We start from the raw sequence: 26,482 nt of genomic DNA, 5'->3' as shown, positions 1-26,482 counted from the left end.
AATGTACATTGAGGCTTTCTGTTGAAGAAGTGCGTTTATTGTGCTTCTCTATTTTTGATTTCTTCTTTGATCTTTTGTTCTAGTTCATCCATTAATTCTGGATTGTCTTTGATTAAAGACTTAACAGCATCTCTTCCTTGTCCTAGTTTTGTATCTCCATAGCTGAACCAAGAACCGCTCTTTTTCACGATTTCATAGTCTACAGCTAAGTCTAAAACTTCACCTACTTTCGAGATTCCTTCTCCATACATAATATCAAATTCTGCTGTACGGAATGGAGGTGCTACTTTATTTTTAACAATTTTTACTTTTGTGCGGTTACCAATTACATTTTCTCCATCTTTAATCTGAGTAGAACGACGAATGTCGATACGGACAGAAGCATAGAATTTTAATGCATTACCTCCCGTTGTTGTTTCTGGACTTCCGAACATTACTCCAATCTTATCTCTCAACTGGTTGATGAAAAATACAGTACAATTCGTTTTGCTAATTGTAGAGGTCAATTTTCTCAAGGCTTGTGACATTAAACGAGCGTGAAGACCCATTTTAGAATCTCCCATATCTCCCTCAATTTCTCCTTTTGGTGTTAAAGCCGCTACCGAGTCAATAACAACAATGTCAATTGCACCAGAACGAATTAGATTCTCTGCAATTTCCAACGCTTGTTCTCCGTTGTCTGGTTGAGAAATGATCAAATTGTCAATGTCAACACCCAATTTCTGTGCATAAAAACGATCAAAAGCATGCTCCGCATCAATAAAAGCTGCAATACCACCTGCTTTTTGCGCCTCTGCAATGGCATGTAATGTTAAGGTTGTTTTACCTGAAGATTCAGGTCCATAGATTTCAATAATTCTTCCTTTTGGATATCCACTTACTCCTAAAGCTAAGTCAACACCTAGAGAACCCGAAGAGATGACTTCAACTTCTTCTACAGCTGTATCTCCCAATTTCATTACCGTTCCTTTTCCGTAGGTTTTGTCTAATTTGTCTAACGTTAGCTGTAAAGCTTTCAATTTAGCTTCTTTATCTGCACTCATCTTTTTTGAAATTATTGTTTCTTAACAGTGTAAAAATAAGATAAAAAAAGCAGAGATTTTCCAACATACTTAATTATGCTACAAATTGTAGCAATAAACCGAAATTTTGTTGCTCGTTTTTTCTTGTTTTTCTCCCTCTAATCCTCAAGCTTTTACAACAACAATGCGTTTTTAGAGCGTTAACGGCCTTTGTGTTGTTCTTTTTTACTGCATTTTTCGGTTTTTACGCTGTTATTTTAATGCTGATTTGATGGTGGAGATAGGATAATAGTAAAAATATGAAAGTATATTTTAGGATTTCTTTGTCAACTAGGGCTTTAATTGTAAATTTCGTATTCAAATCTATTTTTGTACGTGCTTAGTTTATACCTTTGTAGAAATTAATTAGTCAAGTTCACGGAATTTAATTAGTACTAAATCTTATTTTGTGATGTCACAATCAAAAACAACGCATTTAGACCGCGTAACCTTAGGCACGTTATTAGTCACGCTTGGAATTATCTATGGTGATATTGGAACATCTCCCCTTTATGTGATGAAAGCAATTATGGGAAAAGCAATTATTCAAGAGGATGTTGTCTTAGGGGCAATTTCTTGTGTGTTTTGGACCTTAACGCTACAAACGACGGTCAAATATGTCTTTTTGACTTTAAAAGCTGATAATAATGGAGAAGGTGGGATTTTTTCGCTTTTTACATTGGTGAAAAAACTTAAAAAACCCTGGTTAATCGTTCCTGCTATTATTGGTGGTAGTGCACTATTAGCCGATGGTATTATCACACCGCCTATTTCTATTTCATCGGCTGTTGAAGGGTTGAAAATTTACGAACCTGAATTGGCGACAATTCCCATTGTTATTGGAATTTTGGTCGGCATTTTTTTCATCCAACAGTTTGGTACTCGAACCATAGGTAAGTTTTTTGGACCGATGATGATGTTGTGGTTCTTGATGTTAGGGGTGTTAGGGTTTAGTCATCTTATTGGCAATATTCATGTACTCAAAGCTTTAAATCCTTATTATGCTTTTCACTTGTTGACGATTCACTCCGAAGGTTATTTAGTGCTCGGGTTTGTATTTCTTTGTACAACGGGAGCGGAAGCTCTCTACAGTGATTTAGGTCACTGTGGTATTAAAAATATTCGTATCAGTTGGGCGTTCGTCAAATCAATGTTGGTATTGAGCTACTTTGGGCAAGGTGCATTGCTTATTGAAAATGCAGGGAAAACACTTATGGACTTGTCTCCGAATTCAGACCAACCAGCCAATCCTTTCTATTTAGTGATGCCTGAGTGGTTTTTGCCTTTCGGAATAGGAATTGCTACACTAGCGGCTGTTATTGCGTCTCAAGCTCTGATCAGCGGATCTTTTACTTTGATTAACGAAGCCATTCGATTAAACTTATGGCCCAAAATACGCGTGAAGTTTCCAACTAATATCCGCGGACAACTTTATATTCCTTCCATCAATTTCTTGTTGTTTATTGGTTGTGTTTTCGTTGTATTACACTTTAAAGAATCTGGAAATATGGAGGCCGCCTATGGTTTGGCAATTACTTTATGTATGATTATGACCACCATCTTGCTAGGCTATTTTATGGTGCTAAAACGCGTGCCGATGGTCATTATTATCCTAGTAGAAATCGTTTATCTCTCTATTGAAATTTCGTTCTTTATCTCCAATGTGCAAAAATTTTCTCATGGGGGATACGTAACAGTAATTATTGCTGGAATTTTAGCTGCTGTTATGACGGTAAATTACCTCGGTAAAAAAATACGACGCAATTATACGGATCTCGTTAATATCGTTGATTATCAAGATATTCTAACTGATTTGAGCCAAGATCAGACCATGCCTAAGTATGTGACGAATTTGGTGTATTTGACTAATGCATATAACCCGTCGAAAATAGAGTATAAAGCGATGTTCTCTATTATTAATCGCCGACCAAAAAGAGCCGATAACTACTGGTTTGTTCATGTAAACGTCGTGGATGAACCTTATAAATTAGAGTATAAAGTCGTAAAATACGGCAAGAACCAGAATATCTTGCGCATTGATTTTTACCTCGGTTTCCGAAATGAACAACGTATTAATGTCTTGATGAAACAAGTGGTAACAGAATTAATGCTACAAGGCGAAATCGATATCACCACGCGTTATGAATCACTTCACAAAATTGATGCAATCGGCGATTTTGAGTATGTGCTTATCGAAAAGGAACTGTCCTATGACAATGATTTGCCAATGAAAGAAAAGATTATTCTCGATCTTTATGACTTCTTAAAGAAGATCTCTCTATCAGAAGAAAAAGCGTTTGGACTTGACAGCAGTGCCGTGAAAGTAGAACGATTTCCTCTTATTATTAACCCCATTGAAGACCTTCCGCTTAAGCGTTTAGAATAAAAAGGTATAATTTTATAAAAGACTGATGTTTAGTGATATACATCAGTCTTTTGCATTTTAGTGTTTTGATTTTAAAATCAATAGCGTATCTTTGCACCCTGAAATTCTTCCAATTTAGAATTTCAACACGTTTTTTTTATTATTCTACACTTAAATTTATATAGCATGCAACTGTATAACACATTAAGCGCAGAAGAAAGAGCAGAACTTATAGAGCAAGCTGGAGAAAATCGCTTGACTTTGTCTTTCTATGCGTACGCCAAAATCGAAAACCCACAACAATTTAGAGATGATCTATTCTTAGCATGGAATGCATTAGACGCCCTTGGACGTACTTATGTAGCCCATGAAGGAATCAACGCTCAAATGTCTGTTCCTGCATCAAAATTTGAAGCTTTTAGAGCAACACTAGAAGCGTATGATTTTATGAAAGGCATCCGTTTAAATGTTGCGGTTGAACAAGATGATTTGTCCTTTTTAAAACTAACGGTAAAAGTTAGAAACAAAATTGTAGCCGACGGTTTAAACGACGATACATTTGATGTAACGAATAAAGGGATTCACTTAAAAGCCAATGAATTTAACCAATTACTAGAAGATCCGAATACGATTGTGGTTGATTTCCGAAATCACTATGAAAGTGAAGTCGGCCATTTCGTTGGTGCAATTACACCCGATGTAGATACATTTCGCGAGTCTTTGCCAATCATCAAAGAACAATTGGAAGACATCAAAGAAGAGAAAAACTTATTGATGTACTGTACCGGTGGAATTCGCTGTGAAAAAGCTTCTGCCTATTTCAAACACCACGGATTCAAAAATGTGTATCAATTAGAAGGAGGAATTATTGAATACACTCGTCAAGTAAAAGAAGAAGGTTTAGAGAGTAAATTCATTGGTAAGAACTTTGTATTTGATCACCGTTTAGGGGAGCGAATTACAGATGACGTAATTGCCAATTGCCACCAATGTGGAAAACCTTGTGATGTTCACGTAAACTGTGCTAATGAAGCTTGCCACTTGTTGTTTATTCAATGTGATGAATGCGCTGAACACATGCATGGTTGTTGTTCGAATGAGTGTTTAGAAGTAGTTCAACTTCCTGTAGAAGAGCAAAAACGATTGAGAAAAGGTGTTCAAAAAGGAAACTTGGTTTTCAAAAAAGGACGTTCAGAATCGTTGAAGTTTAAGAAAGATGTTGAAAGATCAGCGGAAATTCAACCTGTAAAGGTAAGTGCAGTTACACAAATCCGAAAAAAGCAAGCAGAACGCAAACAGCTAGTAGGTAGTGTACAACATTATTTTACGAAAGCAGGTGTTGGGCAATTCTTATTGGACAAAGAGATTAATCTTGGGGATAAGATTGTTATTGTTGGACCAACAACAGGGGAAGAACGTTTGACTTTGGAGAAAATGTTGGTGAATGGACAAGAGGTAACAGTAGCACAAGCAGGTGATCGTATGACGATGGAATTGGCGTTCCGCGTGCGCAAAAACGACCAAATCTTTAAAATTTTAGATTAAATATATAAGCTATGACAGTTTCAGGAAGAGTTGAATTGATGGCTCCCGCTGGAAACTTCGAGTCGTTGCAAGCTGCAATTGACAACGGAGCAGATTCAGTGTATTTTGGAGTGGATCAATTGAATATGAGAGCGCGTTCAACGGTTAATTTCTCAGTTGATGATTTACCCGAAATAGCCAGACGTTGTAAAGAAAAAAATGTACGAACCTATTTGACGCTGAACACGATCATTTATGATCACGATTTATCAGTGGTTAAAACGTTGCTTACAAAAGCAAAAGAAGCTGAATTGACTGCTGTTATTGCATCAGATCAAGCGGTAATTGCCTCTGCGCGTGCGATCGGTTTAGAAGTACATATCTCTACACAGTTGAACGTAACTAATATTGAAACTGTTAAGTTTTATAGCTTATTTGCTGATACGATTGTTTTATCACGTGAATTGAGTTTGCGTCAAGTCAAAAAAATTACCGAAGCGATTGAACGTGAACAGGTCAAAGGACCTTCTGGCAACCTTGTTGAAATTGAAATATTCGGTCATGGCGCTTTGTGTATGGCGGTTTCAGGAAAGTGTTATTTGAGTTTACACGCACATAATTCTTCTGCGAATCGCGGGGCTTGTAAGCAAAATTGCCGAAAAAAATATACCGTTATCGATCAAGAAAGTGGTTTTGAAATTGAGATCGACAACGAATATATGATGTCTCCTAAAGATCTGTGTACAATTGATTTTCTCGATCAAGTGATTGAGGCGGGAGCTAAGGTACTGAAGATAGAAGGGAGAGGAAGAGCTCCAGAATATGTGGCGACTGTGATCCGCACGTATAGAGAGGCAATTGATGCAATTGCAGAGGGAACCTATAACAAAGAAAAAGTAGCGATGTGGATGAAGGCTTTAGAGACAGTTTACAATCGCGGATTTTGGAGTGGATACTACTTAGGGCAAAAACTCGGAGAATGGAGCGATAACCCAGGGAGTGCTGCTACACAGAAAAAAGTATACGTTGGAAAGGCTGCACACTATTTTCAAAAAGCTTCTATTGGGGAGTTTAAAATCGAAGCCTATGACATTAAAATTGGTGATCGTATTTTAATTACTGGCCCTAGTACTGGTGCACAAGAACTGACCATTGAAGAATTATTCGTCAATGAACAAGTGGCAGAAAAAGCAACCAAAGGAGATGATTGTACCTTAAAATTACCATTCCGTATTCGCTTATCTGACAAAATGTATAAAATCGTAACAACCGAATGATTGTAGTTACTTTACAACGCGATAAGTGTATCGGATGCAATTACTGTGTTGAAGTTGCTCCTCAACAGTTTCAAATGTCAAAAAAGGACGGTAAAACAGTATTGTTAAAGGCAATAAATAATAAGGGATTTCACACCTTAAAGTCACCAGATTATACGATATTAGAGGCCTGTGAACAGGCAGAAAAGGTATGTCCTGTACATATTATTACCGTAAAAGAAGTATAAGATGAAAAGAAAAATGTATTATTTGAGTTCTTGTGATACGTGTAAACGCATTTTAAAAGAAATGCCAAATGCAGATCAGTTCGAACTACAAGATATTAAGAAAGAACCCGTAACAGCAGAACAATTACAAGACATGTACGCTGCTGTGGGAAGTTATGAAAAGCTTTTTAATAAAAGAGCGCAGCTGTATAAAACAAGAGGGTTAAAAGACCAAAATCTAGAAGAAGAAGCGTTTAAAGATTTAATCTTAGAACATTACACCTTCTTAAATAGACCAGTTTTGTATATTGATGGCACTTATTTTGTTGGGAATAGCAAAAAAGTACTCGAAGAAGCTTTTGCAAAGGCTGAACAATAATTAAAAGTCGAAGTTTTACTTCGACTTTTTTTGTTTTAAATAAAGTTGATTTCGAGTGAGTTAGCTTTTTGTTTTAAATTTTTTTTTTTTAAAATGTGACCAAATATATTCCTGCTTGTCTTAATATCGAAAAAGGGAATAATTGCTATGAAATTTTTCAGATTTTAATAAGAAAGAGAAAATTATACTATACTGGTTTGGATTTTTAATTGTTTATTAAGGGGTTCAATCAGAAAGAAGAGCCAGTATAGTTTTCTATTAAAAACGAAAAATTGTTATTGAAAAAGAACATTTTTATTTCATAATAGAGTGAAGTTGGTTAAGTCTTAACGTAGTTAAAAAAGATTGGTTTGTTTTAAAAGTTACAGTTAAGTACAACGTTGGTTTGAAAAGGAAGCTTCGGCTTCCTTTTTTTTGTTTGTATTTATACTCATTTTCTTTCCTGTCACTACAAAAAAACAACTTCCCAACTACTTCGGTACTATATATTTGAGTTTTTGTTACCTTTGCAGTCATTATCTAATAGTATATGATACATTCAATGACGGGATTTGGTAAAGCATGCGTGCAATTGCCAACCAAAAAAATTACGATCGAAGTAAAGTCACTAAACAGTAAAAGTCTTGATTTAAACGTGCGTTTGCCCTTAAGTTATAGAGAAAAAGAGTTGGCTTTGCGCAATCAGATTGCTCAAGAACTAGAACGTGGAAAAGTAGATTTTTCTCTTTTTTGTGAGATTACTGCAGAAGAGACATCAAGCAAGATAAATGCTCCTATAGTTTTAGCTTACATTGATCAAATGAAGTCAATTATTCCTCATGCAGATGAAACAGAATTGATGAAAATGGCGGTTCGTATGCCAGATGCATTGAAAGTAGAGCGAAATGATTTTGACGAGACAGAGTGGAAGCAAATTGAAGTTGTAGTTCACGAAGCAATTCAGCATATGAAGGCATTTCGCTTGAGTGAAGGAAAATCGTTAGAAGAAGACTTCAGAGCGCGTATAGCCAATATTTTTGACTACATGGAACAAGTTACTCTTTTAGACAAAGAACGCATTGTAAGTGTTAAAGAACGCTTACGTGCAAATTTGACAGAGTTGCAACTGACCATTGATGAAAACCGTTTTGAACAAGAGGTGATCTACTATCTTGAAAAATTAGATATTACGGAAGAAAAAGTGCGTTTAGCCAAACACTTGGATTATTTCTTGGAAACGCTAAGTGGAAGTGAAGCTAATGGTAGAAAATTAGGTTTTATCGCGCAAGAGATGGGAAGAGAAATTAATACGATGGGTTCGAAATCCAATCACGCGGAAATGCAACAAATTGTTGTGCGCATGAAAGATGAATTGGAAAAAATTAAGGAGCAAGTATTAAACGTATTATAACAACACAAGCACAATATGAATAAAGGAAAATTAATCGTGTTTTCTGCTCCTTCAGGATCGGGAAAGACGACTATTGTACGACATTTATTAGAACAGACAGATTTAAATTTAGATTTTTCTATCTCGTGTACTTCGCGTGAGCCTAGAGAAGGTGAAGAGCATGGTAAAGATTATTATTTTATCTCACTAGACGATTTTAAAAAACACATTAAGCAGGATGATTTTTTAGAATGGGAAGAAGTGTATCGCGATAATTTTTACGGGACGTTAAAAGCAGAAGTAGAGCGTATTTGGGCTTTAGGTAAAAATGTTATTTTTGATATTGATGTGGCTGGTGGATTGCGCATAAAACGCAAGTTTCCTGATGAAACACTAGCTGTTTTTGTGAAACCACCCAGTATTGATGAATTAAAGATTCGCTTAAAGAAACGTTCAACAGAGAGCGAAGATAAAATCAATATGCGTATTGCTAAAGCTTCGGTTGAGTTGGCCACAGCGCCTCAATTTGATACGATTATAAAGAATTACGACTTAGAAACAGCTAAAGAAGAGGCGAGTCAATTGGTGCGTAATTTTGTAAAATAAGAATAAATGAAAGTTGGTTTGTATTTCGGATCCTTTAACCCTGTACATATTGGACATGTGGTTATTGCTAATCATTTGGTGCAATATAGTGATCTAGATGAGGTTTGGATGGTGGTTACTCCTCACAATCCTCTGAAGAAAAAAAAGGGATTACTCGATGATTTTCATCGGATTCACCTTGTTCATCTTGCAACAGCCGATTACGATTACCTTCGACCTTCAGATATTGAGTTTAATTTGCCTCAACCCAATTATACCGTAAATACTATGGCGTATTTACAAGAGCGTTTCCCTAAATATGAATTCGCTCTAATTATGGGAGAAGACAATCTGGATTCTCTGCACAAGTGGAAAAATTATGACGTGTTGTTGGAGCAATACAAAATACACGTCTATCCTCGTGTAGATCGACAAAGAATAGAACCTAGTCCGTTGATGCAACATCCCAACGTTATTCTCGTTGAAAATGCACCCATTATGGAAATTTCAGCTACGTTCATTCGAGAGGCAATCAAAGAAGGTAAAAATGTACAACCATTATTAGATAAAGAGGTTTGGAAATACATTGACCACAATCTTTTTTATAAAAAATAAACAAACTATATAAGGGCTGTTTTACAGCTCTTTTTCTTTGTTTGCGCCTCTATTATAAGGAAACAGTTTTCTTGGTGATGTCTTAGTAAACAAGGTGGTTTTTTCAATAGAGTGCTCAAGAATGAAATAAAAGATAAGGAGCTAGAACGAATTGTTTTACAGTTTTTCAATTGTTTGCATTAAGTTTTTTAGTTACTTTTGACGAAGTTATAAGCTAAAATTATGAGTGATTATCCAAAGTTTGCAGTAATTGGCGGAGGGAGTTGGGCAACGGCTATCGTAAAAATGCTGAGTGAAAACCTACAGCAAATAGCATGGTACATGAGAAATGAAAATGCGATAGAAGAAATTAAGGTAAACCATCATAACCCGAATTATTTAAGTTCAGTTGAGTTTGATATTGATCAATTGTTATTGACCAATGATATCAATAAAGCTGTATCCTATGCAGATTACGTGATTTTTGCTATTCCTTCTGCTTTTTTAAGTGAGGAAATGGAGCATTTATACGTTAGCCTTGAAAATAAGGTGGTTATTTCAGCCATCAAAGGAATTATCCCTGAAACAAGCTTAATCGTTGGAGAACATTTCAATCAAACGTATGATGTTTCTTATGATAATATCGCTGTAATCACAGGTCCTTGTCACGCAGAAGAGGTCGCTCTAGAGAGACTTTCTTATTTGACTATTGCTTGTCGCAATGAAAAACACGCGCAAGTGATCGAAAGCTGTATTAGCAGCCACTACATCAAGGTAAAACTGACAGATGATATCATAGGAACAGAATATGCAGCTGTATTAAAAAATATATATGCTATTGCTTGTGGTATGGCACATGGTCTTGGTTATGGTGATAACTTTCAAGCACTTTTGATGAGCAACGCCATTCGAGAAATGAAAAAATTCATTAAGAAGGTGCACCATATGAAACGAAACATTAATAACTCGGCTTATTTAGGCGATTTATTAGTAACGGGATATTCTCTCTTTTCGCGCAACCGTATGTTTGGTAATATGATTGGAAAAGGGTACACTGTAAAATCGGCTCAAATGGAGATGAATATGGTTGCAGAAGGCTATTACGCCACGAAGAGCGCCTATGAACTCAATGCACAATATGGTGCTAAAACACCGATTATCAACGCTGTGTATGATATTTTGTACAATGGGAAAGACCCGAAGAAGACGTTTAGAAAACTGACAGAAAAATTAGATTAAAAAAGTATAAAAAAGCCCGTTATGGGATTTTAAACTAAAAATAGCAATATAATTAACTGATTAACAGTTGGTTGTGTTGCTATTTTTGTTTTTGGTGTATTTGAAATTTTAGTTGTAAATTGTTGATCTATAGTTGTTTGTAATCAATCGCCTAGGGGGAAAATATATCAAGTAGTTTTGTGCTGTTAAAAAATAAATAGAATGGATCATTTAATTAATCACCCTGGCCTTTTGGCTGTTTTTGGAATTGTAGTTTTAGTCATGCTCTTGTTAGACTTAGGTGTTTTTAATCGAAATAGCCACGTCGTATCAACCAAGGAAGCATTAATTTGGACCGTCGTATGGATTGGTTTAGCCATGGTCTTTAGTGGAGTTATTTACTACTATATGGACTTTGAAAACTTTGCGCGTTTTCAATCTGCTTATTGGATCGAAAAAGCCCTGTCCATTGATAACCTATTTGTCTTTATTTTAGTCTTTACCTTCTTTAAGGTACCAAAAGAATTACACCACAGAGTATTGTTTTGGGGAATTATAGGTGCTTTAGTGTTTAGAGCTATTTTTATCTTTGCTGGAGTCGAATTAATTAATCATACCTACTTACCTGCTTTTGAATTGTTCGGACATCAAGTCGAAATCAATGTTGTCTTGACTATTTTTGGAATTTTTCTACTTGTTTCGGGAATAAAATCGTGGTTTGCTAAAGATGATCACAGTGAAGAACAAGATTTGACAAAAAATTTTGCTGTGCGTATGGTGCATAAGTTTTTCAAAGTAAGCAATGAATATGATGGAGATAAATTCTTTACAGTAAAGAATGGAGTGAAAATGGTAACTCCACTATTTGTTGCTTTGATGGTTATTGAGTTTACAGATTTAGTGTTTGCTGTAGATAGTATTCCTGCTATTTTCGCAATTGCTCCTGATGATCCTTTTATCCTGTATACTTCAAATATCTTCGCTATTTTAGGGTTGCGTTCGCTTTACTTTTTATTAGCGAACTTCATGGATAAGTTCTCAAAACTCAAATATGGATTAGCGATTATTCTTTCCTTTATTGGAGTTAAGATGATTATTTCTCCTTTTGTACATATTGATTCTTTAGTTTCCTTAGCGGTTATAGCAAGTGTATTGACCATGTCAGTAGTTTTATCCTTGCTCTTTCCTCCCAAGAAGGAAGTTGTATAATAAACAAAAGGCTGTCCAACTTGGACAGCCTTTTTCAGTATTGGATGGAATTATAGTTTCATCGATTCTGTTGCACTTGTATTGCCACGATGACACATCGTACAAGTTACAACCTGAATGTTTTCTGGATTTGGATCTTGTTCCCAATTGAAATTCTCCGCGTTAATCTTTTGCGTCATAACAATCATATGACGAGCAAAGTCTTTCTCTTTTTTTGCATCTGAAGCAAAATCCAGTCCATCTTTGTCTTGTGCTGCTGCATGACAATAGCTACATTTAACGCCTAATGCAGCGTTGTAACCCTTCATAACTTTTTCTAAATCGTCTTTCGAAATATCTTGTGGAAGTACGGTTAGGTTTTTCCATTGTGATTGAGCTACTGTGCTCTCAGTCACCGTTGTATTGTTTTTGAAAGACAATAAACTAATCATCAAGCCAAAGAAGGCCAATACAATTCCCGTGTCTTTTAGTTTCATAAGTTGTGTATTTTTGTTTCAGACAAGATACAAAACCAAAACTTTGGAATTAGTATAAATTATGATCAACTATTTGGTATATAGTTATTTTGTTTGAGTTATACCTTTTTTATTTGCAAATGAAAGGGTTTTTAACGCTTCATCTGTGATACTCTTCGCTGGGAAGGTGAAATTTTTATCATAAAGTTTAGCACCCTGAAAATAAGTCAACATAAACGTATTGTCCAAATCGAAAATCGCCTCATCTAATAGCTCAACTTTAATCGATTCACCTGCTGCTAAAGAAGGAAAAGCATGTCTGAAAATACTTGAATCTCTTTGTTCGCCATCAATTATACCACTTGCTTTTGAGACAATCATGATTGCTTCGATGAGGTCTTTAGAATTATTAAATAAATAAGCATACCATGCATCTTGTAAAAAATCTTCGTTATACTCTTTTACAATTGCAATTTCAACGTTTTTTACTTCTGGTATTTCAATATCTTTTTTCATGGGAATAAAATTTGCGCAAAGATAAAATTATTTCAACGATTCTACTTTTTGTTTTGATTGAGAAAAGTTTGGTCTAAAATTTGGTATACCTAAAACGATAATGATAGTTTTTTTGGTTTTATGTTTGAGTGAAAATCTTCCAATTTTATTGGGAGATTTTTTTATTTTAAGAAAGGTTTATAATTTTTGTAACGTTTCTGTACGGCGCTATACTAATGGTTTGTACACTTAAATAAAAGTATAATGATTTATCAATGGTTTTTTGCGCTAGAACGGAAACGCCTAGCGAGAGGAAATAAAAGTAGTATGGATATCGTGGCCAGTGTTTTTAAGTGGTTGGGTATAATTTACTTAGCTTGTATGATGTTACTCGCAGGAATCGCTATTTATCACGGAATAGTAGAAGATGACGCTACTGCATTGCCGATTATGGAGGTTAGTCGATATTTACTCTACTATTTTACAATTGAACTTCTCTTTCGTTTTTTCTTGCAAAAAGGGCCTGTTGCGAGCATTAAACCGTATTTATTACTCAATATACCGCGATCGAAAATCGTTACCTTTTATGTAGGAAAGACGTTTTTAAGTGCATTTAATATCATTCAACTCTTTTTTGTTATTCCTTTTACTATTATAGCGATTGTGGAAGGTGAATCTGTGATTGCAGTTTTAGCTTGGACGATTGCACTGTATAGTATGGTGTTTATGATGCATTGTGTCAATATCTTGATGAGTGCGTATCCGCCTGTTTTTTATGCTGTTGTCGGGATTGTAGCACTGTGCTTCGGTTTGGAATACTACCACATTGTTGATCCCACGCTGTATACACAATATCTCTTTGCTTTGCCTTATCTATATCCGATAAGTTTATTCGTTTATTTGGTGCTATTAGCCGGCCTGGTTTGGGCTACATATCGCTTCTTTTTGACGCGAATGTACCTAGATGACCTTGAAAAAGTGCGTATCAAAGAGAGTATTTCGTTAGAAATGAGTTGGCTAGATCGATTTGGTCGTTATGCCAATTTCTTGCGCAATGATATTCGACTAATTGTGCGAAACAAAAGAGCAAGGGTAACGGTTTTGATGAGTGTTATTTTTATGTTCTATGGTGTGTTTATGGTTAATACAACAGAAGGAATTGAACGTGGGGCAATGCCTGCTTTCTTTTCTGTGTTTCTGGCTTTTTTCTCAACAGGGGGCTTCTTAATGCTGTTTGGACAATATGTACCTAGTTGGGATTCTTCTTATTACCCTTTATTGATGACGCAAAACGTGATGTACCGCGATTACTTAATGTCCAAGTGGTTGATCATCGTGTTGGGAACATTAGTATCGACTTTGGTGTGCTTTTTTTATATCCTGATTGATAAAGAACTGTTTTATTTAGTGATTGCTATGGGTATTTTTAATATGGGAATTAATGGATACTTTGTATTATGGGGAGGAGCGTACTTAAAAATGCCAATGGATTTAACTGCTGCAAAAAATGTTTTTGGAGATGTCAATGCATTTAACCTGCGCGTGATGTTAATTAGCCTTCCAAAAATGATTCTTCCCCTTGTCTTTTACTACATCGGATCTTTAATTTATCCGTTTTGGGGTGGTTTTACCCTCTTGATTTTAGTTGGAATAGCAGGTTTATTCCTTTACCCCTTTGCCTTTAAGTATATTGAAAAAGTTTATATCCGAGAAAAATACGCCGCTTTAGCCGCTTATAAAAAATAAAAATCCTATGATACAAGTTAATAATTTACGCAAAATATATAACGGAACAACCGTTCTGGAATTGGAAACTTTGTCTATCGGCAAAGGAGAGAGTATTGGTTTGGTTGGAAACAATGGTGCTGGAAAAACAACTTTTTTCAGCTTGCTGTTAGATTTGATTCAACCCACTTCAGGAACCGTTTTTTCGAAAGGAAGCAACGTGGCTACCTCAGAACAATGGAAAAATTATACCACTTCATTTTTAGATGAAACGTTTCTTATCGGTTACTTGACTGCAGAGGAGTACTTCGTGTTCCTCGGTAATTTACGAGGATGGTCTAAGGCTGAAGTAGAGGAATTCGTAAAAGAACATCTGAGTTTTTTCAACGGAGAGGTGCTTGGTCAAAAGAAATATATTCGAGATTTCTCTAAAGGAAACCAAAAGAAAATTGGTATTGTAGCAGCGTTTATCGGCAATCCTGAACTCGTAATCTTAGACGAACCTTTTGCCAATCTCGATCCCTCTACGCAAATGCGTTTAAAAGAATTAGTCAAGAAGAAAAAGGAATCCAAACAAATGACATTGATTATTTCTAGTCACGATTTACAACATACCTATGAGGTGTCTGATCGCATTATAGCACTAGAAAAAGGACGATTACGACACGATGTGAATACCGCAGAAATTACCTATCAAGAGTTGGAAGGTTTTTTCAGCTCAGTAAGTTAGACTCATAATCTCTATAAAAAACAGCACTTGTTTTCAAGTGCTGTTTTTTTTGTGTGCGTTTCTCGTGTAATTTTATCAGGATCATTAAATTATAATAAAAGTTTCTTTTGTATTTTGCAACAAATTAATTTTCTTCTATTCAAAGTAGAAAGAAGCGAATTTGAGCAGTAAAAATGGATGATTTTGATAGATAACCCCTTCTTATTTTTAAGAAATTTTGCAAAAAGTATTAAAAAGTGATGTATTTTTACTGTTTGGTTGATACTAAAAGAAAGAAAAAATAGTTGTTATATAAAGTTTAGCCTAGATATTGAAAACAAAGATTATCATTCGGTTTGGAGGAATTATCCTGCTCTTTATGTCTTTTATAGCGTGTTCTGTAAAAAAGGATAAGATGTTGAATAGAGGCTATCATGCTTTAACAACAAAATACAATATCCTTTTTCACGGTAATGAGTCCTATGTAGAGGCACTTGATGCTTTGAAGGAAGGTTACTTTGATGACTATTGGGAAATTTTACCCATTGAGCGTATCGATATTGAAGTAGATCCTGAAAGAGAATTTGAACGTGGGGTTTCACTAGAGTCCAAACAAGGCAATGTTTTGGATAATTTATCCGTAGCAGGCACGAATCTAGGTGGGCCTGAGAGTACGGATGGACAAGGGTTTACACGTGCAGAAAACAAGGCTGCAAAAGCCATTCAAAAGCACTCGATGTACATTAAGGGAAGAGAGCGCAATAGCCAAATGGCTGATGCTTATCTATTACTTGGTAAATCGAGATATTACGATGGGCGATTTGTCCCAGCCTTAGAGGCATTTAATTATATTTTATACAAATATCCAGATAGTGATTTAATAGGTGAAGCAAAAGTTTGGCGTGAAAAAACAAACTTGCGTTTGCGCTATGATGATTTGGCTATTAAGAATTTGAAAGAACTATTGAGAGAGCGTAAAGGACGCTTGAATAAGCAGGTGGAATCAGATGCTTATGCCATGTTGGCACAAGGATATATCAATCTAGAACAATTAGACAGTGCAAGTACGGCTTTAAAGTCGGCAGTGGCTTTGGTGTCCTCTTCGGAAGAAAAAGCACGATATAATTTTATCTTAGGACAATTAAACGGACGCATCGGAAATAAAGAGGAAGCAAAAAATAATTTTGACGCCATCTTGGAGATGAACCGAAAATCGCCAAGAACTTATACCATACATGCATACGCAGAGTTATTTGAACTACAAGGTGCGGCAAAACTCGACTCTGTCGCTTTCCTTAAGCAATATGCTAGTTTGTTGAAAGATAGAGATAACAGACCCTTTTTGGACGTGTTAAACCGGCAGGTTGGTCTTTTTTATCGCGATATAGGAAAACAAGAGCAAGCGTTGGACTATTTGAAAGTAGCAGTGAAAGAAGGAAGACAAGACAAACAATTGAAAGCTAAAAACTTCTTGAGTATTGCTGATATTTATTTTAATGCCGCAGGTTATGCTGTTGCAGGACAATATTACGATAGTGCAATTGCTTTGCTGCCTCCTAAAGCGAAAGAAACATTTAGAATAACGAAGCGCAGAGAATCGTTGCGTGAAGTAGTTGATTTGGAGGTGATCGCTAGTACTAATGATAGTATTCTTCACTTGGTGTCCCTGTCAGAAGAAGGGCGAAATGCCTATTTCCAGACCTATATCGATGCCTTGCGCAAAGAGGATTATCGAAAAATGCAAAGTAACTTAGCCAAAGGATCCAATACAGGAGCTGACTTTTTTAATGTAGCTAATTTTGGAGAGGCTATTGAAAAATCGTTCGGAGAAACCAATTTTGGAAGTATGGGTGGAAAAACAACGTTTTATTTCTACTCTAATCAAGCAATAACACGTGGTCGTCAAGATTTTAAACGTCGTTGGGGAAATCGTACGTTGACAGATAACTGGAGATGGAGTGCAATGCAATCTTCGGCTGCTCTAGGAAGCGAAGAGGAGGATCAATTAGTTGGTAACGAAGGAAATAATGAAGCTAAAGGACCAAAATCAGATGACTTTGTTGATCCGCGTTATGAACTAGCTACATATGTAAGTAAAATACCAGCAGATAGTACGCAGATTGCCAAATTGAAAGACGATAGAGATTTGGCTTATTTCGAATTGGGAGCAATCTATAGCGAGCGTTTCGGAAAAATTGCAGAAGGGATTAACCGTTTAGAACAATTGTTGCTGTTTGATCCGAAAGAGCGATTGATTCTTCCTACTATGTATAAGTTGTACAAGTTGTATCAAGAAATAGATCCTACAAAAGCAGCTCAAATGAAAGCGCGCATTATTGCGGAGCATCCAGAATCTCGTTATGCTAAATTAATGCAGAATTTAAGTGTTGAAAATGATGGTGACTTATCGCCAGAGCAAATTTATGCAGGTATTTATCAAGTATTTAAAGCAGAAAACTTCGAAGAAGCACAAGCGATGATGAAAAATGCACTTGAAAGTATTGATGATGAATATGTTAGTAAGTTTGAGCTACTCAATGCAATGATGATTGCACGCACAGAAGGTTTAAAACCTTATAAAGAGGCATTGAACTATTTGGCCTTGACCTATAGTTCTACAGCAGAAGGAAGAGAAGCTGCACAGTTGTTGGAAAATGTAATTCCTGCACTAGAAGCAAAAAGTTTCGCTCGAACAGATGCCAATAATTGGAAAATTATAGTAGCAGTACCTATAGATCAAATGGCTGATTTTGCAACAATAAAAACCAATATGCAACGATTAGCAGGGGTAGAGGCAGGAACAGGATTGAAATTTACCGAAGATTATTATACTAAATCGACGAAGATGTATGTATTACACGGTTTCAAATCTAAAGTAGAAGCGGAGCAAATGATAGGTCGTTTAGGTGATGATCCAGCTTATATCTCCATTATGCACGAAGATTATACCGTAATCCAAATTAAAAAGAATTTACAGGAATATAAAGCCCCAGCACAAGTGGGGCCCTAATTAAATTGTGTTGACAATGTTTGATAAATCGAAGAAGAAAGCAAAAGGAACAGGATTAGATTTGTTGGGACAAACAAATCGTATTGTAGAAGGAACAACGATCAAAGGGGATATTGAAGCGATAGCAGACATCCGAATTGACGGGGTTATTGAGGGGAATGTCGTAGTGAAGGGACGACTAGTGCTGGGACCTATAGCGAGAATTGTAGGGAATATCAGTTGTGAAAACAGTGAGATTGAAGGTGAAATAGTAGGGAATATCCTAGTGAATGACCTACTTACTGTAAAATCTGCTGCCCGAATTAGAGGCGATATCAAGGTAGGACGCTTAGCGGTTGAACCAGGTGCAAAGATTGATGTTAAGTGTCAAATGGTTGGCAATGAACAAGTATCTTAATGACAGAAAAGAAATCACCCAATAAGTGGTTGTCTTTAATTAATATCCCCATTCAGATGGGGATAATTATTTATTTATCACACTTGTTAGGTACTTGGTTGGACGATAGATACGGATTTGAAAACGCAATTGCAAATAAAATTTGTACGTTAATGGGAGTAGGTTTAGCTTTGTACCAAGTAATTAAACAAGTCAATCAGTTAAATAAATAAAAGAATGGACAAAGAAACACTACAAATCGGATTGAAACTTTTTATTGGTTTAGTCGTAGTTTTTGCCCTACATTATGCCGTTGTGGCATTTACCAATGCCGGAAACTCTTTAATTGAGCTCGGATATAGTTTAGAACAATTTTATGGATTTGAATTCATCTTCTCTATTATCATCTTTTTTGCGATGTTTGGAATCAAAAATAGCTTACCCAATAATTTGGGATTTGTTTTTCTAGGTTTCATTACTGTGCGATTAATTGCGAGTTATTTATTCGCAAAAAATGGATTAGATCACGAAATGGCTGATGAAGGATTTAAATACAATTTCTTAGTAATTGTATTGGTTTTCCTCGGCGGGGATGCATTTGTAGCCTATAGCATTTTAAATAAGAATACTACGTCAGACGAAACTAAGTAAAAAAAGTTTGATATAAAGATATGATAATACAAGAATTATTGTACTTTTGCACAAAATTTTAGGAACCAAAATATTCAAGAAGTTAAGATATGGTGACTCTCAAGAAATCACTGAATTTATTAGCAGCTGTTTTATTTACAGCCTCGTCGGTATTTTCGTACGCGCAAACTACTACTCAAAAGCTTGAAAACTCAATTCAAGAAGCTGAGCAATCTGTTGAAGAAACCCTTGAAGTAGTTGAGGGGGAAAAAGTAGAAAACCCTGCTGAAATGACTCAAGCTGAGAAAGTTCAAGCTCATATTACCCATCACTTAGCAGATGATTATTCATTTGTTTTCTTTTCTGATGAAGAAACAGGTAAAAACTACGGTTTTCCATTACCAGTTATCTTGATCGATAACGGTCTTAAAATCTTTATGTCTTCGGAATTTGACTACGGGAAGAACGTAGTAGAGAAAGACGGACAATTCTACAAGTTATATCACAGTAAGATATACAAAACGGATGCAGAAGGTACAATTGAGTACGATGAGGCGCATCACCCAATCAATGAGAAACCACTTGATTTCTCTATCACAAAGAACGTAGCTTCTTTAATCTTCACTACAATTTTAATGTTTATCCTTTTCTTAGGATTAGCAAAAACATACAAAAACGGACCAAACAACTTACCAAAAGGTATTGCTAGAGGTTTAGAACCTTTGGTGCTTTATGTGCGCGATGAAATGGCTGTGCCAAACATCGGTAAAGCAAAGTACAAAAAATTTATGCCGTACTTGTTGTCTGTGTTCTTCTTGATTTTCATTTTGAATATCTTGGGATTAACTCCACTAGGATTTAACGTAACCGGAAATATTTCAGTAACGGTTTGTTTGGCAATCTGTACATTTATTATTGTGCATTTTTCAGCAAATAAAGACTACTGGAAACACATGTTTTGGATGCCAGGTGTGCCTGTGCCAATGAAACTTATGTTAATGCCAATTGAGATTTTAGGTGCAATTATTAAACCATTCTCTTTAATGGTGCGTTTGTTCGCTAATATTACAGCAGGTCACTCGGTAGTATTCGGATTAATCGCAATCATCTTCGTAATGAAAGAAGCGTTAGGAACAGGTGGAGCAATCGGAATCGGATTCTTCTTATCTACGTTCTTAGTTGTATTAGAAATTTTAGTTGCTTTCTTACAGGCGTTTATCTTTACAATGTTATCGTCATTATTTATTGGAATGGCTGTAGCAGATCACGATCACGAAGAAGCACATTAATAAAAGAGAAATAAAAATTAGAGTATAAATAAATTTGTTTAATTAATATTAAATTCAATACTATGACAATTCCAACTATCATTGGTGCAGGTTTAATCGTAATCGGAGCTGGTTACGGTTTAGGTAAAATTGGTTCTTCTGCAATGGACGCTATTGCTCGTCAACCAGAAGCTGCTGGAAAAATCCAAACTGCAATGATCATCATTGGAGCTTTATTGGAAGGTTTAGCATTCGGTGCTTTAATCTTAGGTAAATAATCCAAGTCAGTACAAAGAGTTTATCTGTAACGGTTGGTTACAGGTAAACTTCTTATTTTAATTAAACAAAATCAGGTATTAAAAAGTATAATTTTAGATAATGGATAAGTTAATTAACGATTTCAGTTTTGGACTATTTTTCTGGCAACTAATTATTATGATAGTAATTGTTGTTATCTTAGGAAAATTCGCGTGGAAACCAATTGTAAATGCTTTAGAAGCTCGTGAAGAGGGAATCACTGATGCATTAGCAGCTGCGGAAAACGCAAAAAGAGAAATGGCTAATTTAAAAGCAGATAACGAAAAGTTATTAGCTGAAGCTCGTGCTGAGCGCGATACTTTACTAAAAGAAGCTCGTGAGATCAAAGAAAAATTGATCGCTGATGCTAAGACAGAAGCTGAAGCTCAGGGTGAAAAATTAATCGCTCAAGCAAAAGCTACAATTGAAAGCGAGAAAGCTGCGGCTATTCTTGATTTAAAAACTCAAGTTTCATCAATTTCAATTGAAATCGCTGAAAAATTATTGAAAGATCAATTATCTAACAAAGAAGCTCAAACACAATTGGTTGAGAAAATGTTAGATGATGTAAAATTAAACTAATATCACTATGGTAAGCACAAGAGCTGCGGCACGTTATGCAAAAGCAATGCTTGAGGTTTCTTTGGAAAAAGGAAATGTTGATGCTATCAATGGGGATATGATCCTTATTTCTCAATCAATAGCTCAAAGCAGTGAGTTGAAGGCGTTTTTAGCAAACCCTATCGTTAAAGATCAGTTGAAGTTAAATGCTTTATTAGAAGTATTCGCAACAGTAAACGATGGAGTAAAAGAACTCTTCAAACTATTAAAAGCAAATAGTAGATTCGGAATTTTAGAAGCAACTGCTTTAGAGTTTCAAAAACAATACGATTTGTATAAAGGTATTGAGAAAGTAACTGTTACTACAGCAATGCCAATCGATGCTAACCTTGAAGCTAAAGTATTAGCAAAAATCAAGACTTTAGCTCCAGGTAAAGAAGCTGTTATTACAAACGTTGTAGATGAATCAATTTTAGGAGGTTTTATCTTGAAAATTGGAGATTTACAATACAATGCTTCTTTAGCAAATCAATTACAAGTATTAAAAAGAGAATTAATTAAGTAAAAAATCACCGCACGAATTTTTCGTGTATAAACATAGATAAAAATGGCGGACATTAAACCAGCTGAGATTTCAGCGATTTTAAAGAAACAATTATCTGGATTTAGCTCTGAGGCTTCTTTAGAAGAAGTAGGTACAGTACTAGAAGTAGGAGATGGAGTTGCTCGTGTTTACGGGTTAACTAATGCAGAGTACGGAGAGCTTGTTGTATTTGACAACGGTTTAGAGGCAATGGTACAAAACTTAGAAGAAGATAACGTAGGTATTGTATTGTTAGGTTCTTCTGTTGGTGTAAGCGAAGGTGCTACAGTAAAAAGAACAGGTCGTATCGCTTCTCTACGCGTAGGAGAGAAAATGGTAGGACGTGTTGTTAATACGTTAGGACAACCAATCGATGGTAAAGGTCCTATCGAAGGTGATTTATATGAAATGCCATTGGAGCGTAAAGCACCAGGTGTTATCTACCGTCAACCAGTAACTGAACCATTACAAACAGGTATTAAAGCGATTGACGCGATGATCCCAGTTGGACGTGGACAACGTGAGTTGGTTATTGGTGACCGTCAAACAGGAAAAACTACAGTTTGTATCGATACAATTCTAAACCAAAAAGAATTTTTTGATGCAGGTCAACCTGTTTACTGTATCTATGTTGCTATTGGACAAAAAGCTTCAACTGTTGCAGCTATCGCTAAAACATTAGAAGAAAAAGGTGCAATGGATTATACAATCATCGTTGCGGCTAACGCTTCGGATCCTGCTCCAATGCAAGTTTATTCTGCTATGGCAGGTGCTGCTATCGGAGAGTATTTCCGTGATACTGGTCGTCCAGCTTTGATTATTTATGATGATTTATCTAAACAAGCTGTTGCTTACCGTGAGATGTCTTTGATCTTAAGAAGACCACCGGGACGTGAGGCTTACCCTGGAGACGTTTTCTATCTTCACTCAAGATTATTAGAAAGAGCTGCTCGTGTTATTGGTGATGATGAAATCGCTAAAAACATGAACGACTTACCTGAGTCAATCAAACCTTTCGTAAAAGGTGGTGGATCTTTAACAGCTTTACCTATTATTGAAACTCAAGCGGGTGACGTTTCTGCTTATATTCCAACAAACGTAATTTCTATTACGGATGGACAGATCTTCTTAGAGTCTGACTTATTCAACTCAGGGGTACGTCCTGCAATTAACGTAGGTATCTCTGTATCTCGTGTTGGAGGTTCAGCTCAAATTAAATCAATGAAGAAAGTAGCAGGTACTTTAAAATTAGACCAAGCGCAATTCCGTGAATTAGAAGCTTTCGCGAAATTTGGTTCTGATTTAGATGCAGCTACTATGAACGTTATTTCAAAAGGTCAACGCAACGTTGAAATCTTGAAACAAGCAGTGAACGATCCTTATACAGTAGAAGATCAAGTTGCTATCATCTATGCTGGTTCTAAAAACTTATTGAGAAATGTGCCTGTAAACAAAGTGAAAGAGTTTGAAAAAGATTTCTTAGAAGCTCTTAACACACGTCACAGAGATGTTTTAGATCAATTAAAAGCTGGTAAATTCGGAGACGAGCAAACTAGTGTTTTAGAGAAAGTAGCTAAAGAATTAGCTTCAAAATATTAAGAATTTTTTGAAAGAGTTTAAGCTTGCTAAAAGCTTATTCTCTTTCTGAATTATATACGTTTTCAAATGGCAAATCTTAAAGAAATACGCAATAGGATTTCTTCTATTGGATCTACAATGCAGATTACATCTGCGATGAAAATGGTATCAGCAGCTAAATTGAAAAAAGCAACTGATACGATTACAGCTATGCGTCCTTATTCTGAGAAGCTAACTGAGATTATCCAAAATGTTAGTTCTACTTTAGAAGGAGAGAATTCAGGTGTATATTCGCAAGTTAGAGAGGTAAAAAATGTATTGTTCATTACAGTAACTTCTAATAGAGGGTTATGTGGTGGTTTCAATGCCAACATCATTAAACAGATCAATGTATTAGCGAATTCTGAATTTAAAGGTGCTAACATCGATTTATTGACAATTGGAAAAAAAGGATTTGATATCCTTAAAAAATCATTTACAGTTGTTGATAATCAAAGTTCACTATACGATCATTTCGATTTCGATCATACTGCTGTTATTGCTGAGCATGTAATGGAAGCATTTGTGAATGAGAAATACGACTCAATCCAAATTGTATATAACCAGTTTAAAAATGCCGCTACTCAAATTGTAGTTACAGAGCAATTTTTGCCATTATTGCCAATAGAAACAGAAGCAAGTGCAGCAGCATCTGATTATATCTATGAACCTTCAAAAGAAGAGATCATTGAAACTTTAATTCCGTTGTCGTTAAAAACGCAATTGTTTAAAGCAATCGCAGACTCTGTAGCTTCAGAACACGGAGCGCGTATGACAGCGATGCACAAAGCGACAGATAACGCACAAGAATTGAGAAACGAGTTGAAGTTGAGTTACAACAAAGCTCGTCAGGCTGCAATTACAAATGAAATTTTAGAGATTGTTGGTGGTGCAGAAGCATTAAACAACTAATCGAAAATAGATTATACTTTTAAAAAAAGGCTGTCTCTTAGAGACAGCCTTTTTTGTTTTATTACTATTCGTTTATTCAAAGTATATACTATCAATAAGTAACTCATAGGTAGATCCGCTACCTGTTTTTAAGGAGAAAACATCTCCACCTCCAGTTGTATTGTATGCTGTATCGGTTAAATCCAATGTTAGTTTGACCCATTGATTGTTAGTGTCAATTGACCCATTATATTGGTTTGTTGTAAATTTCGAAAGTTCGAGATTCTCTGTAGCGACAGTACCCGCGTTAAACGGATCATATCCTCCAGCTGATTTGTTGACATTGAATGAAAGAGATTTGGATGTTGATGTTCCTTTGATCCAAACTACAAGTTTTGTTTTGCCTGCAATTACTTCTTTGTTTGTAATGGTAAATACGTAGTCGTTCCCTGTTGTAGTTCCTGAGAGTTTCATAGCATCTTTTCCATTTCTTCCTTGACCGGGTGCATGTGTTGCATAGGGTTTTAGTCCAAAATTGTTTAAAGTACTTACAAATCCATCCCATGCATTGAAATCAGCCACGACGAATGGATCTCCTGGTTCTGGGTCAACTGGTCCGCCATCATCTTCTACTGGTGTTCCGTCTTCAAATCGAATCTCGTCTATTACAAGGTCATATTCGGCCTCATTTCCATTTCTAAAGCTAATGAATGTTCCTGTTCCAGTTTTGTGGTAATCGCCGTTTAAAGCGCTTAAATCAAGTGTTATCTTCACCCATTTGTCGTTGGTATCTATGGTACCTCCATAAATATTTGTTGTGTTGCCTGATGGAACTCCATTGTACTCTGTTTCTGTCATATTGGGTTGGAGTACTTTGCTTGTCGTTACACTTTCGAGGTTGTAAGCATAGTAGTTTACTCCATTGGCTTTGTGTACGTTGATTGATAGGGATTTAGCTGCTTTCCCTTTCATAACAAATGATAACTTGGTAGCGTCTGTTGGCATTTTTACTTTCTCTACTGAAAATAGATAACCATTCTTCACACGAGTGCCTTTTACGGCTAATCCTGTTGAATTCTCCCATCCTTGACCTTCTGCTTTTTGTGCTGTAGCATCACTCAATTGATTTTTAAAAATTACACCTAAAAACGCATCCCAGTTTTCAAAATCTGCTCCTGGAAAAGCCAAGAACTTACCTAATTCAACGTTATCTCCCGGATCTATTGGGCCTTCGTCATCACCAAAAGGTTGATCTTTTAAGTTAATATCATCTAATACTCGGGGGTAGAATTGAACTATATTATTGAATATATCAACGATACCTGTAATTGATCCGCTGTATTTTGGAATTTCATATGTTGTAAAATCAGTAGAGTATTGGCTTGTTCTCACGAAGAATGTGCGGTTGTCTTTGTCTACCATTTCTCTCAAGGTCTGCCCTTGACTGTCAACATCTGTTTTGTCATACAGCGTTTTTCCAACTACTTTTCGGTTGAATTGTACGTCTTTTATTGTTACCAACCTTCCTTTGTATTCCTCTTTCTTCTCATTGAGTTCCGCTAGTGTAATGACTGGGTTATAGTCGTTAAAGTTTGAAACAGGTTTGCAATATTTGCCAATGTATTTGTCAATGGATCCTTTGGGAATCGGTGTCGTATACTTGCCATTAGTACCTCCACCAACATTGACTACACCGTAATTGGTATTGAAATACAAACCACCAAGACGAATATAAATAATTGTTCCCGGAGGATATTGTACAAAAGAAGTGCCGTTTTCTAAATTTACAATTAATGGTTTTTGTGTTCTTTCATCAACGAGGTGAATTTTGTTGTGAAAGTTTCCGCCTTTATCACTAGAAACAACCACTCCCTTCAGAATGTCTTGTGGATCTCCACTATAGGGTTTTACCGTTATTTCGGCTAAGGAATATAGATCGTCGATGGTTTTGTTGATGGCTACGTTCGGTTCCTCACAATTTATGGAAGGAACGGAAAAGTCATCGTTCTTAGCACAACTAGAAAATAAAATTCCGGCTAGTGCGACAAAAAATATAGATTTAAATATCGTTTTCATAG

The 26,482-nt window shown here is 35.9% G+C and carries 26 protein-coding genes; 22 read left to right on the top strand and 4 right to left on the bottom strand.

Going from position 1 to position 26,482, the window contains the following annotated elements:
• Nucleotides 1-35 precede the first annotated feature (35 nt).
• On the bottom strand, nt 36-1,043 hold the full coding sequence (recA, locus tag H4K33_RS14140; RefSeq protein WP_182625969.1) for a recombinase RecA: 1,008 nt from the start codon (nt 1,041-1,043) through the stop codon (nt 36-38).
• Between the two features lie 430 nt (nt 1,044-1,473).
• On the opposite strand from recA, the gene H4K33_RS14135 reads away from it, so the two are divergent.
• The 10 genes from H4K33_RS14135 to H4K33_RS14090 all read left to right on the top strand — a co-directional run bounded on the left by H4K33_RS14135 (nt 1,474) and on the right by H4K33_RS14090 (nt 11,787).
• Nucleotides 1,474-3,447 carry a KUP/HAK/KT family potassium transporter gene (locus H4K33_RS14135; RefSeq protein ID WP_182650102.1) on the top strand — a complete coding sequence of 658 codons (1,974 nt, stop codon included), beginning with the start codon at nt 1,474-1,476 and terminating at the stop codon, nt 3,445-3,447.
• 165 nt (nt 3,448-3,612) lie between these two features.
• Nucleotides 3,613-4,971: a rhodanese-related sulfurtransferase gene (locus tag H4K33_RS14130; protein ID WP_182650100.1), complete on the top strand. Its 1,359-nt coding sequence runs from the start codon at nt 3,613-3,615 to the stop codon at nt 4,969-4,971.
• Between the two features lie 11 nt (nt 4,972-4,982).
• On the top strand, nt 4,983-6,227 hold the full coding sequence (locus tag H4K33_RS14125; protein ID WP_182650098.1) for a peptidase U32 family protein: 1,245 nt from the start codon (nt 4,983-4,985) through the stop codon (nt 6,225-6,227).
• Nucleotides 6,224-6,454 (top strand): ferredoxin, encoded by a 231-nt coding sequence (locus tag H4K33_RS14120; RefSeq protein ID WP_182650096.1) that lies wholly within the window; start codon nt 6,224-6,226, stop codon nt 6,452-6,454. The genes H4K33_RS14125 and H4K33_RS14120 overlap by 4 nt, the downstream gene beginning before the upstream one ends.
• 1 nt (nt 6,455) lies before the next feature.
• Nucleotides 6,456-6,812, top strand: a complete 357-nt coding sequence (locus tag H4K33_RS14115; RefSeq protein WP_182650094.1) for an arsenate reductase family protein — start codon at nt 6,456-6,458, stop codon at nt 6,810-6,812.
• Between the two features lie 541 nt (nt 6,813-7,353).
• On the top strand, nt 7,354-8,202 hold the full coding sequence (locus H4K33_RS14110; RefSeq protein ID WP_182650124.1) for a YicC/YloC family endoribonuclease: 849 nt from the start codon (nt 7,354-7,356) through the stop codon (nt 8,200-8,202).
• Nucleotides 8,203-8,217: 15 nt separating this feature from the next.
• Nucleotides 8,218-8,787: a guanylate kinase gene (gene gmk, locus H4K33_RS14105; RefSeq protein ID WP_182650093.1), complete on the top strand. Its 570-nt coding sequence runs from the start codon at nt 8,218-8,220 to the stop codon at nt 8,785-8,787.
• Nucleotides 8,788-8,793: 6 nt separating this feature from the next.
• Complete coding sequence (gene nadD, locus H4K33_RS14100; RefSeq protein WP_182650091.1) at nt 8,794-9,381, top strand: nicotinate (nicotinamide) nucleotide adenylyltransferase; 588 nt, start codon at nt 8,794-8,796, stop codon at nt 9,379-9,381.
• Between the two features lie 222 nt (nt 9,382-9,603).
• Nucleotides 9,604-10,599 carry an NAD(P)H-dependent glycerol-3-phosphate dehydrogenase gene (locus H4K33_RS14095; RefSeq protein WP_182650089.1) on the top strand — a complete coding sequence of 332 codons (996 nt, stop codon included), beginning with the start codon at nt 9,604-9,606 and terminating at the stop codon, nt 10,597-10,599.
• Nucleotides 10,600-10,800: 201 nt separating this feature from the next.
• Nucleotides 10,801-11,787 carry a TerC/Alx family metal homeostasis membrane protein gene (locus tag H4K33_RS14090; protein WP_182650087.1) on the top strand — a complete coding sequence of 329 codons (987 nt, stop codon included), beginning with the start codon at nt 10,801-10,803 and terminating at the stop codon, nt 11,785-11,787.
• A 50-nt stretch (nt 11,788-11,837) separates the two neighbouring features.
• Here the strand turns inward: H4K33_RS14090 and H4K33_RS14085 are convergent, their stop codons facing one another.
• The gene (locus H4K33_RS14085) at nt 11,838-12,263 is read right to left on the bottom strand and encodes a c-type cytochrome (RefSeq protein ID WP_182650084.1); all 426 of its coding nucleotides are present in this window, start codon (nt 12,261-12,263) and stop codon (nt 11,838-11,840) included.
• Nucleotides 12,264-12,347: 84 nt separating this feature from the next.
• Complete coding sequence (locus H4K33_RS14080) at nt 12,348-12,758, bottom strand: hypothetical protein (RefSeq protein WP_182650083.1); 411 nt, start codon at nt 12,756-12,758, stop codon at nt 12,348-12,350.
• A gap of 243 nt (nt 12,759-13,001) precedes the next feature.
• On the opposite strand from H4K33_RS14080, the gene H4K33_RS14075 reads away from it, so the two are divergent.
• From H4K33_RS14075 to atpG, 12 genes are all read left to right on the top strand, one after another.
• Entirely contained in the window at nt 13,002-14,483 is a 1,482-nt protein-coding gene (locus tag H4K33_RS14075) for a DUF5687 family protein (protein ID WP_182650080.1), read from the top strand.
• A gap of 7 nt (nt 14,484-14,490) precedes the next feature.
• The gene (locus H4K33_RS14070; protein ID WP_182650078.1) at nt 14,491-15,192 is read left to right on the top strand and encodes an ATP-binding cassette domain-containing protein; all 702 of its coding nucleotides are present in this window, start codon (nt 14,491-14,493) and stop codon (nt 15,190-15,192) included.
• 394 nt (nt 15,193-15,586) lie between these two features.
• Complete coding sequence (locus H4K33_RS14065) at nt 15,587-18,181, top strand: sporulation protein (protein WP_255493753.1); 2,595 nt, start codon at nt 15,587-15,589, stop codon at nt 18,179-18,181.
• Nucleotides 18,182-18,197: 16 nt separating this feature from the next.
• Complete coding sequence (locus H4K33_RS14060; protein ID WP_182650076.1) at nt 18,198-18,578, top strand: polymer-forming cytoskeletal protein; 381 nt, start codon at nt 18,198-18,200, stop codon at nt 18,576-18,578.
• The gene (locus H4K33_RS14055) at nt 18,578-18,790 is read left to right on the top strand and encodes an AtpZ/AtpI family protein (RefSeq protein ID WP_182650074.1); all 213 of its coding nucleotides are present in this window, start codon (nt 18,578-18,580) and stop codon (nt 18,788-18,790) included. Before H4K33_RS14060 ends, H4K33_RS14055 begins: the two co-directional genes overlap by 1 nt.
• Before the next feature lie 4 nt (nt 18,791-18,794).
• Complete coding sequence (locus H4K33_RS14050; RefSeq protein ID WP_182650072.1) at nt 18,795-19,208, top strand: DUF6168 family protein; 414 nt, start codon at nt 18,795-18,797, stop codon at nt 19,206-19,208.
• Between the two features lie 89 nt (nt 19,209-19,297).
• Nucleotides 19,298-20,476, top strand: a complete 1,179-nt coding sequence (gene atpB, locus H4K33_RS14045) for a F0F1 ATP synthase subunit A (protein WP_182650070.1) — start codon at nt 19,298-19,300, stop codon at nt 20,474-20,476.
• 62 nt (nt 20,477-20,538) lie between these two features.
• Nucleotides 20,539-20,733 (top strand): ATP synthase F0 subunit C, encoded by a 195-nt coding sequence (locus H4K33_RS14040; protein ID WP_060874638.1) that lies wholly within the window; start codon nt 20,539-20,541, stop codon nt 20,731-20,733.
• Nucleotides 20,734-20,833: 100 nt separating this feature from the next.
• Nucleotides 20,834-21,334, top strand: a complete 501-nt coding sequence (locus tag H4K33_RS14035; protein WP_182625951.1) for a F0F1 ATP synthase subunit B — start codon at nt 20,834-20,836, stop codon at nt 21,332-21,334.
• Between the two features lie 7 nt (nt 21,335-21,341).
• Nucleotides 21,342-21,878: an ATP synthase F1 subunit delta gene (atpH, locus tag H4K33_RS14030; protein WP_182650068.1), complete on the top strand. Its 537-nt coding sequence runs from the start codon at nt 21,342-21,344 to the stop codon at nt 21,876-21,878.
• Between the two features lie 42 nt (nt 21,879-21,920).
• Nucleotides 21,921-23,495 carry a F0F1 ATP synthase subunit alpha gene (gene atpA / locus H4K33_RS14025; RefSeq protein ID WP_182650065.1) on the top strand — a complete coding sequence of 525 codons (1,575 nt, stop codon included), beginning with the start codon at nt 21,921-21,923 and terminating at the stop codon, nt 23,493-23,495.
• Between the two features lie 66 nt (nt 23,496-23,561).
• Nucleotides 23,562-24,425 carry an ATP synthase F1 subunit gamma gene (gene atpG / locus H4K33_RS14020; RefSeq protein ID WP_182650063.1) on the top strand — a complete coding sequence of 288 codons (864 nt, stop codon included), beginning with the start codon at nt 23,562-23,564 and terminating at the stop codon, nt 24,423-24,425.
• Nucleotides 24,426-24,497: 72 nt separating this feature from the next.
• Here atpG and H4K33_RS14015 read toward each other — a convergent pair whose 3' ends face one another.
• Nucleotides 24,498-26,480 (bottom strand): DUF5689 domain-containing protein, encoded by a 1,983-nt coding sequence (locus tag H4K33_RS14015; protein ID WP_182650061.1) that lies wholly within the window; start codon nt 26,478-26,480, stop codon nt 24,498-24,500.
• Between the last annotated feature and the right edge of the window lie 2 nt (nt 26,481-26,482).

This window comes from Myroides sp. WP-1 (assembly GCF_014145635.1).
GTDB lineage: Bacteria > Bacteroidota > Bacteroidia > Flavobacteriales > Flavobacteriaceae > Flavobacterium.
The sequence above is the reverse complement of the archived record's forward strand: the minus strand, read 5'-3'. Positions and strand labels throughout refer to the sequence as shown.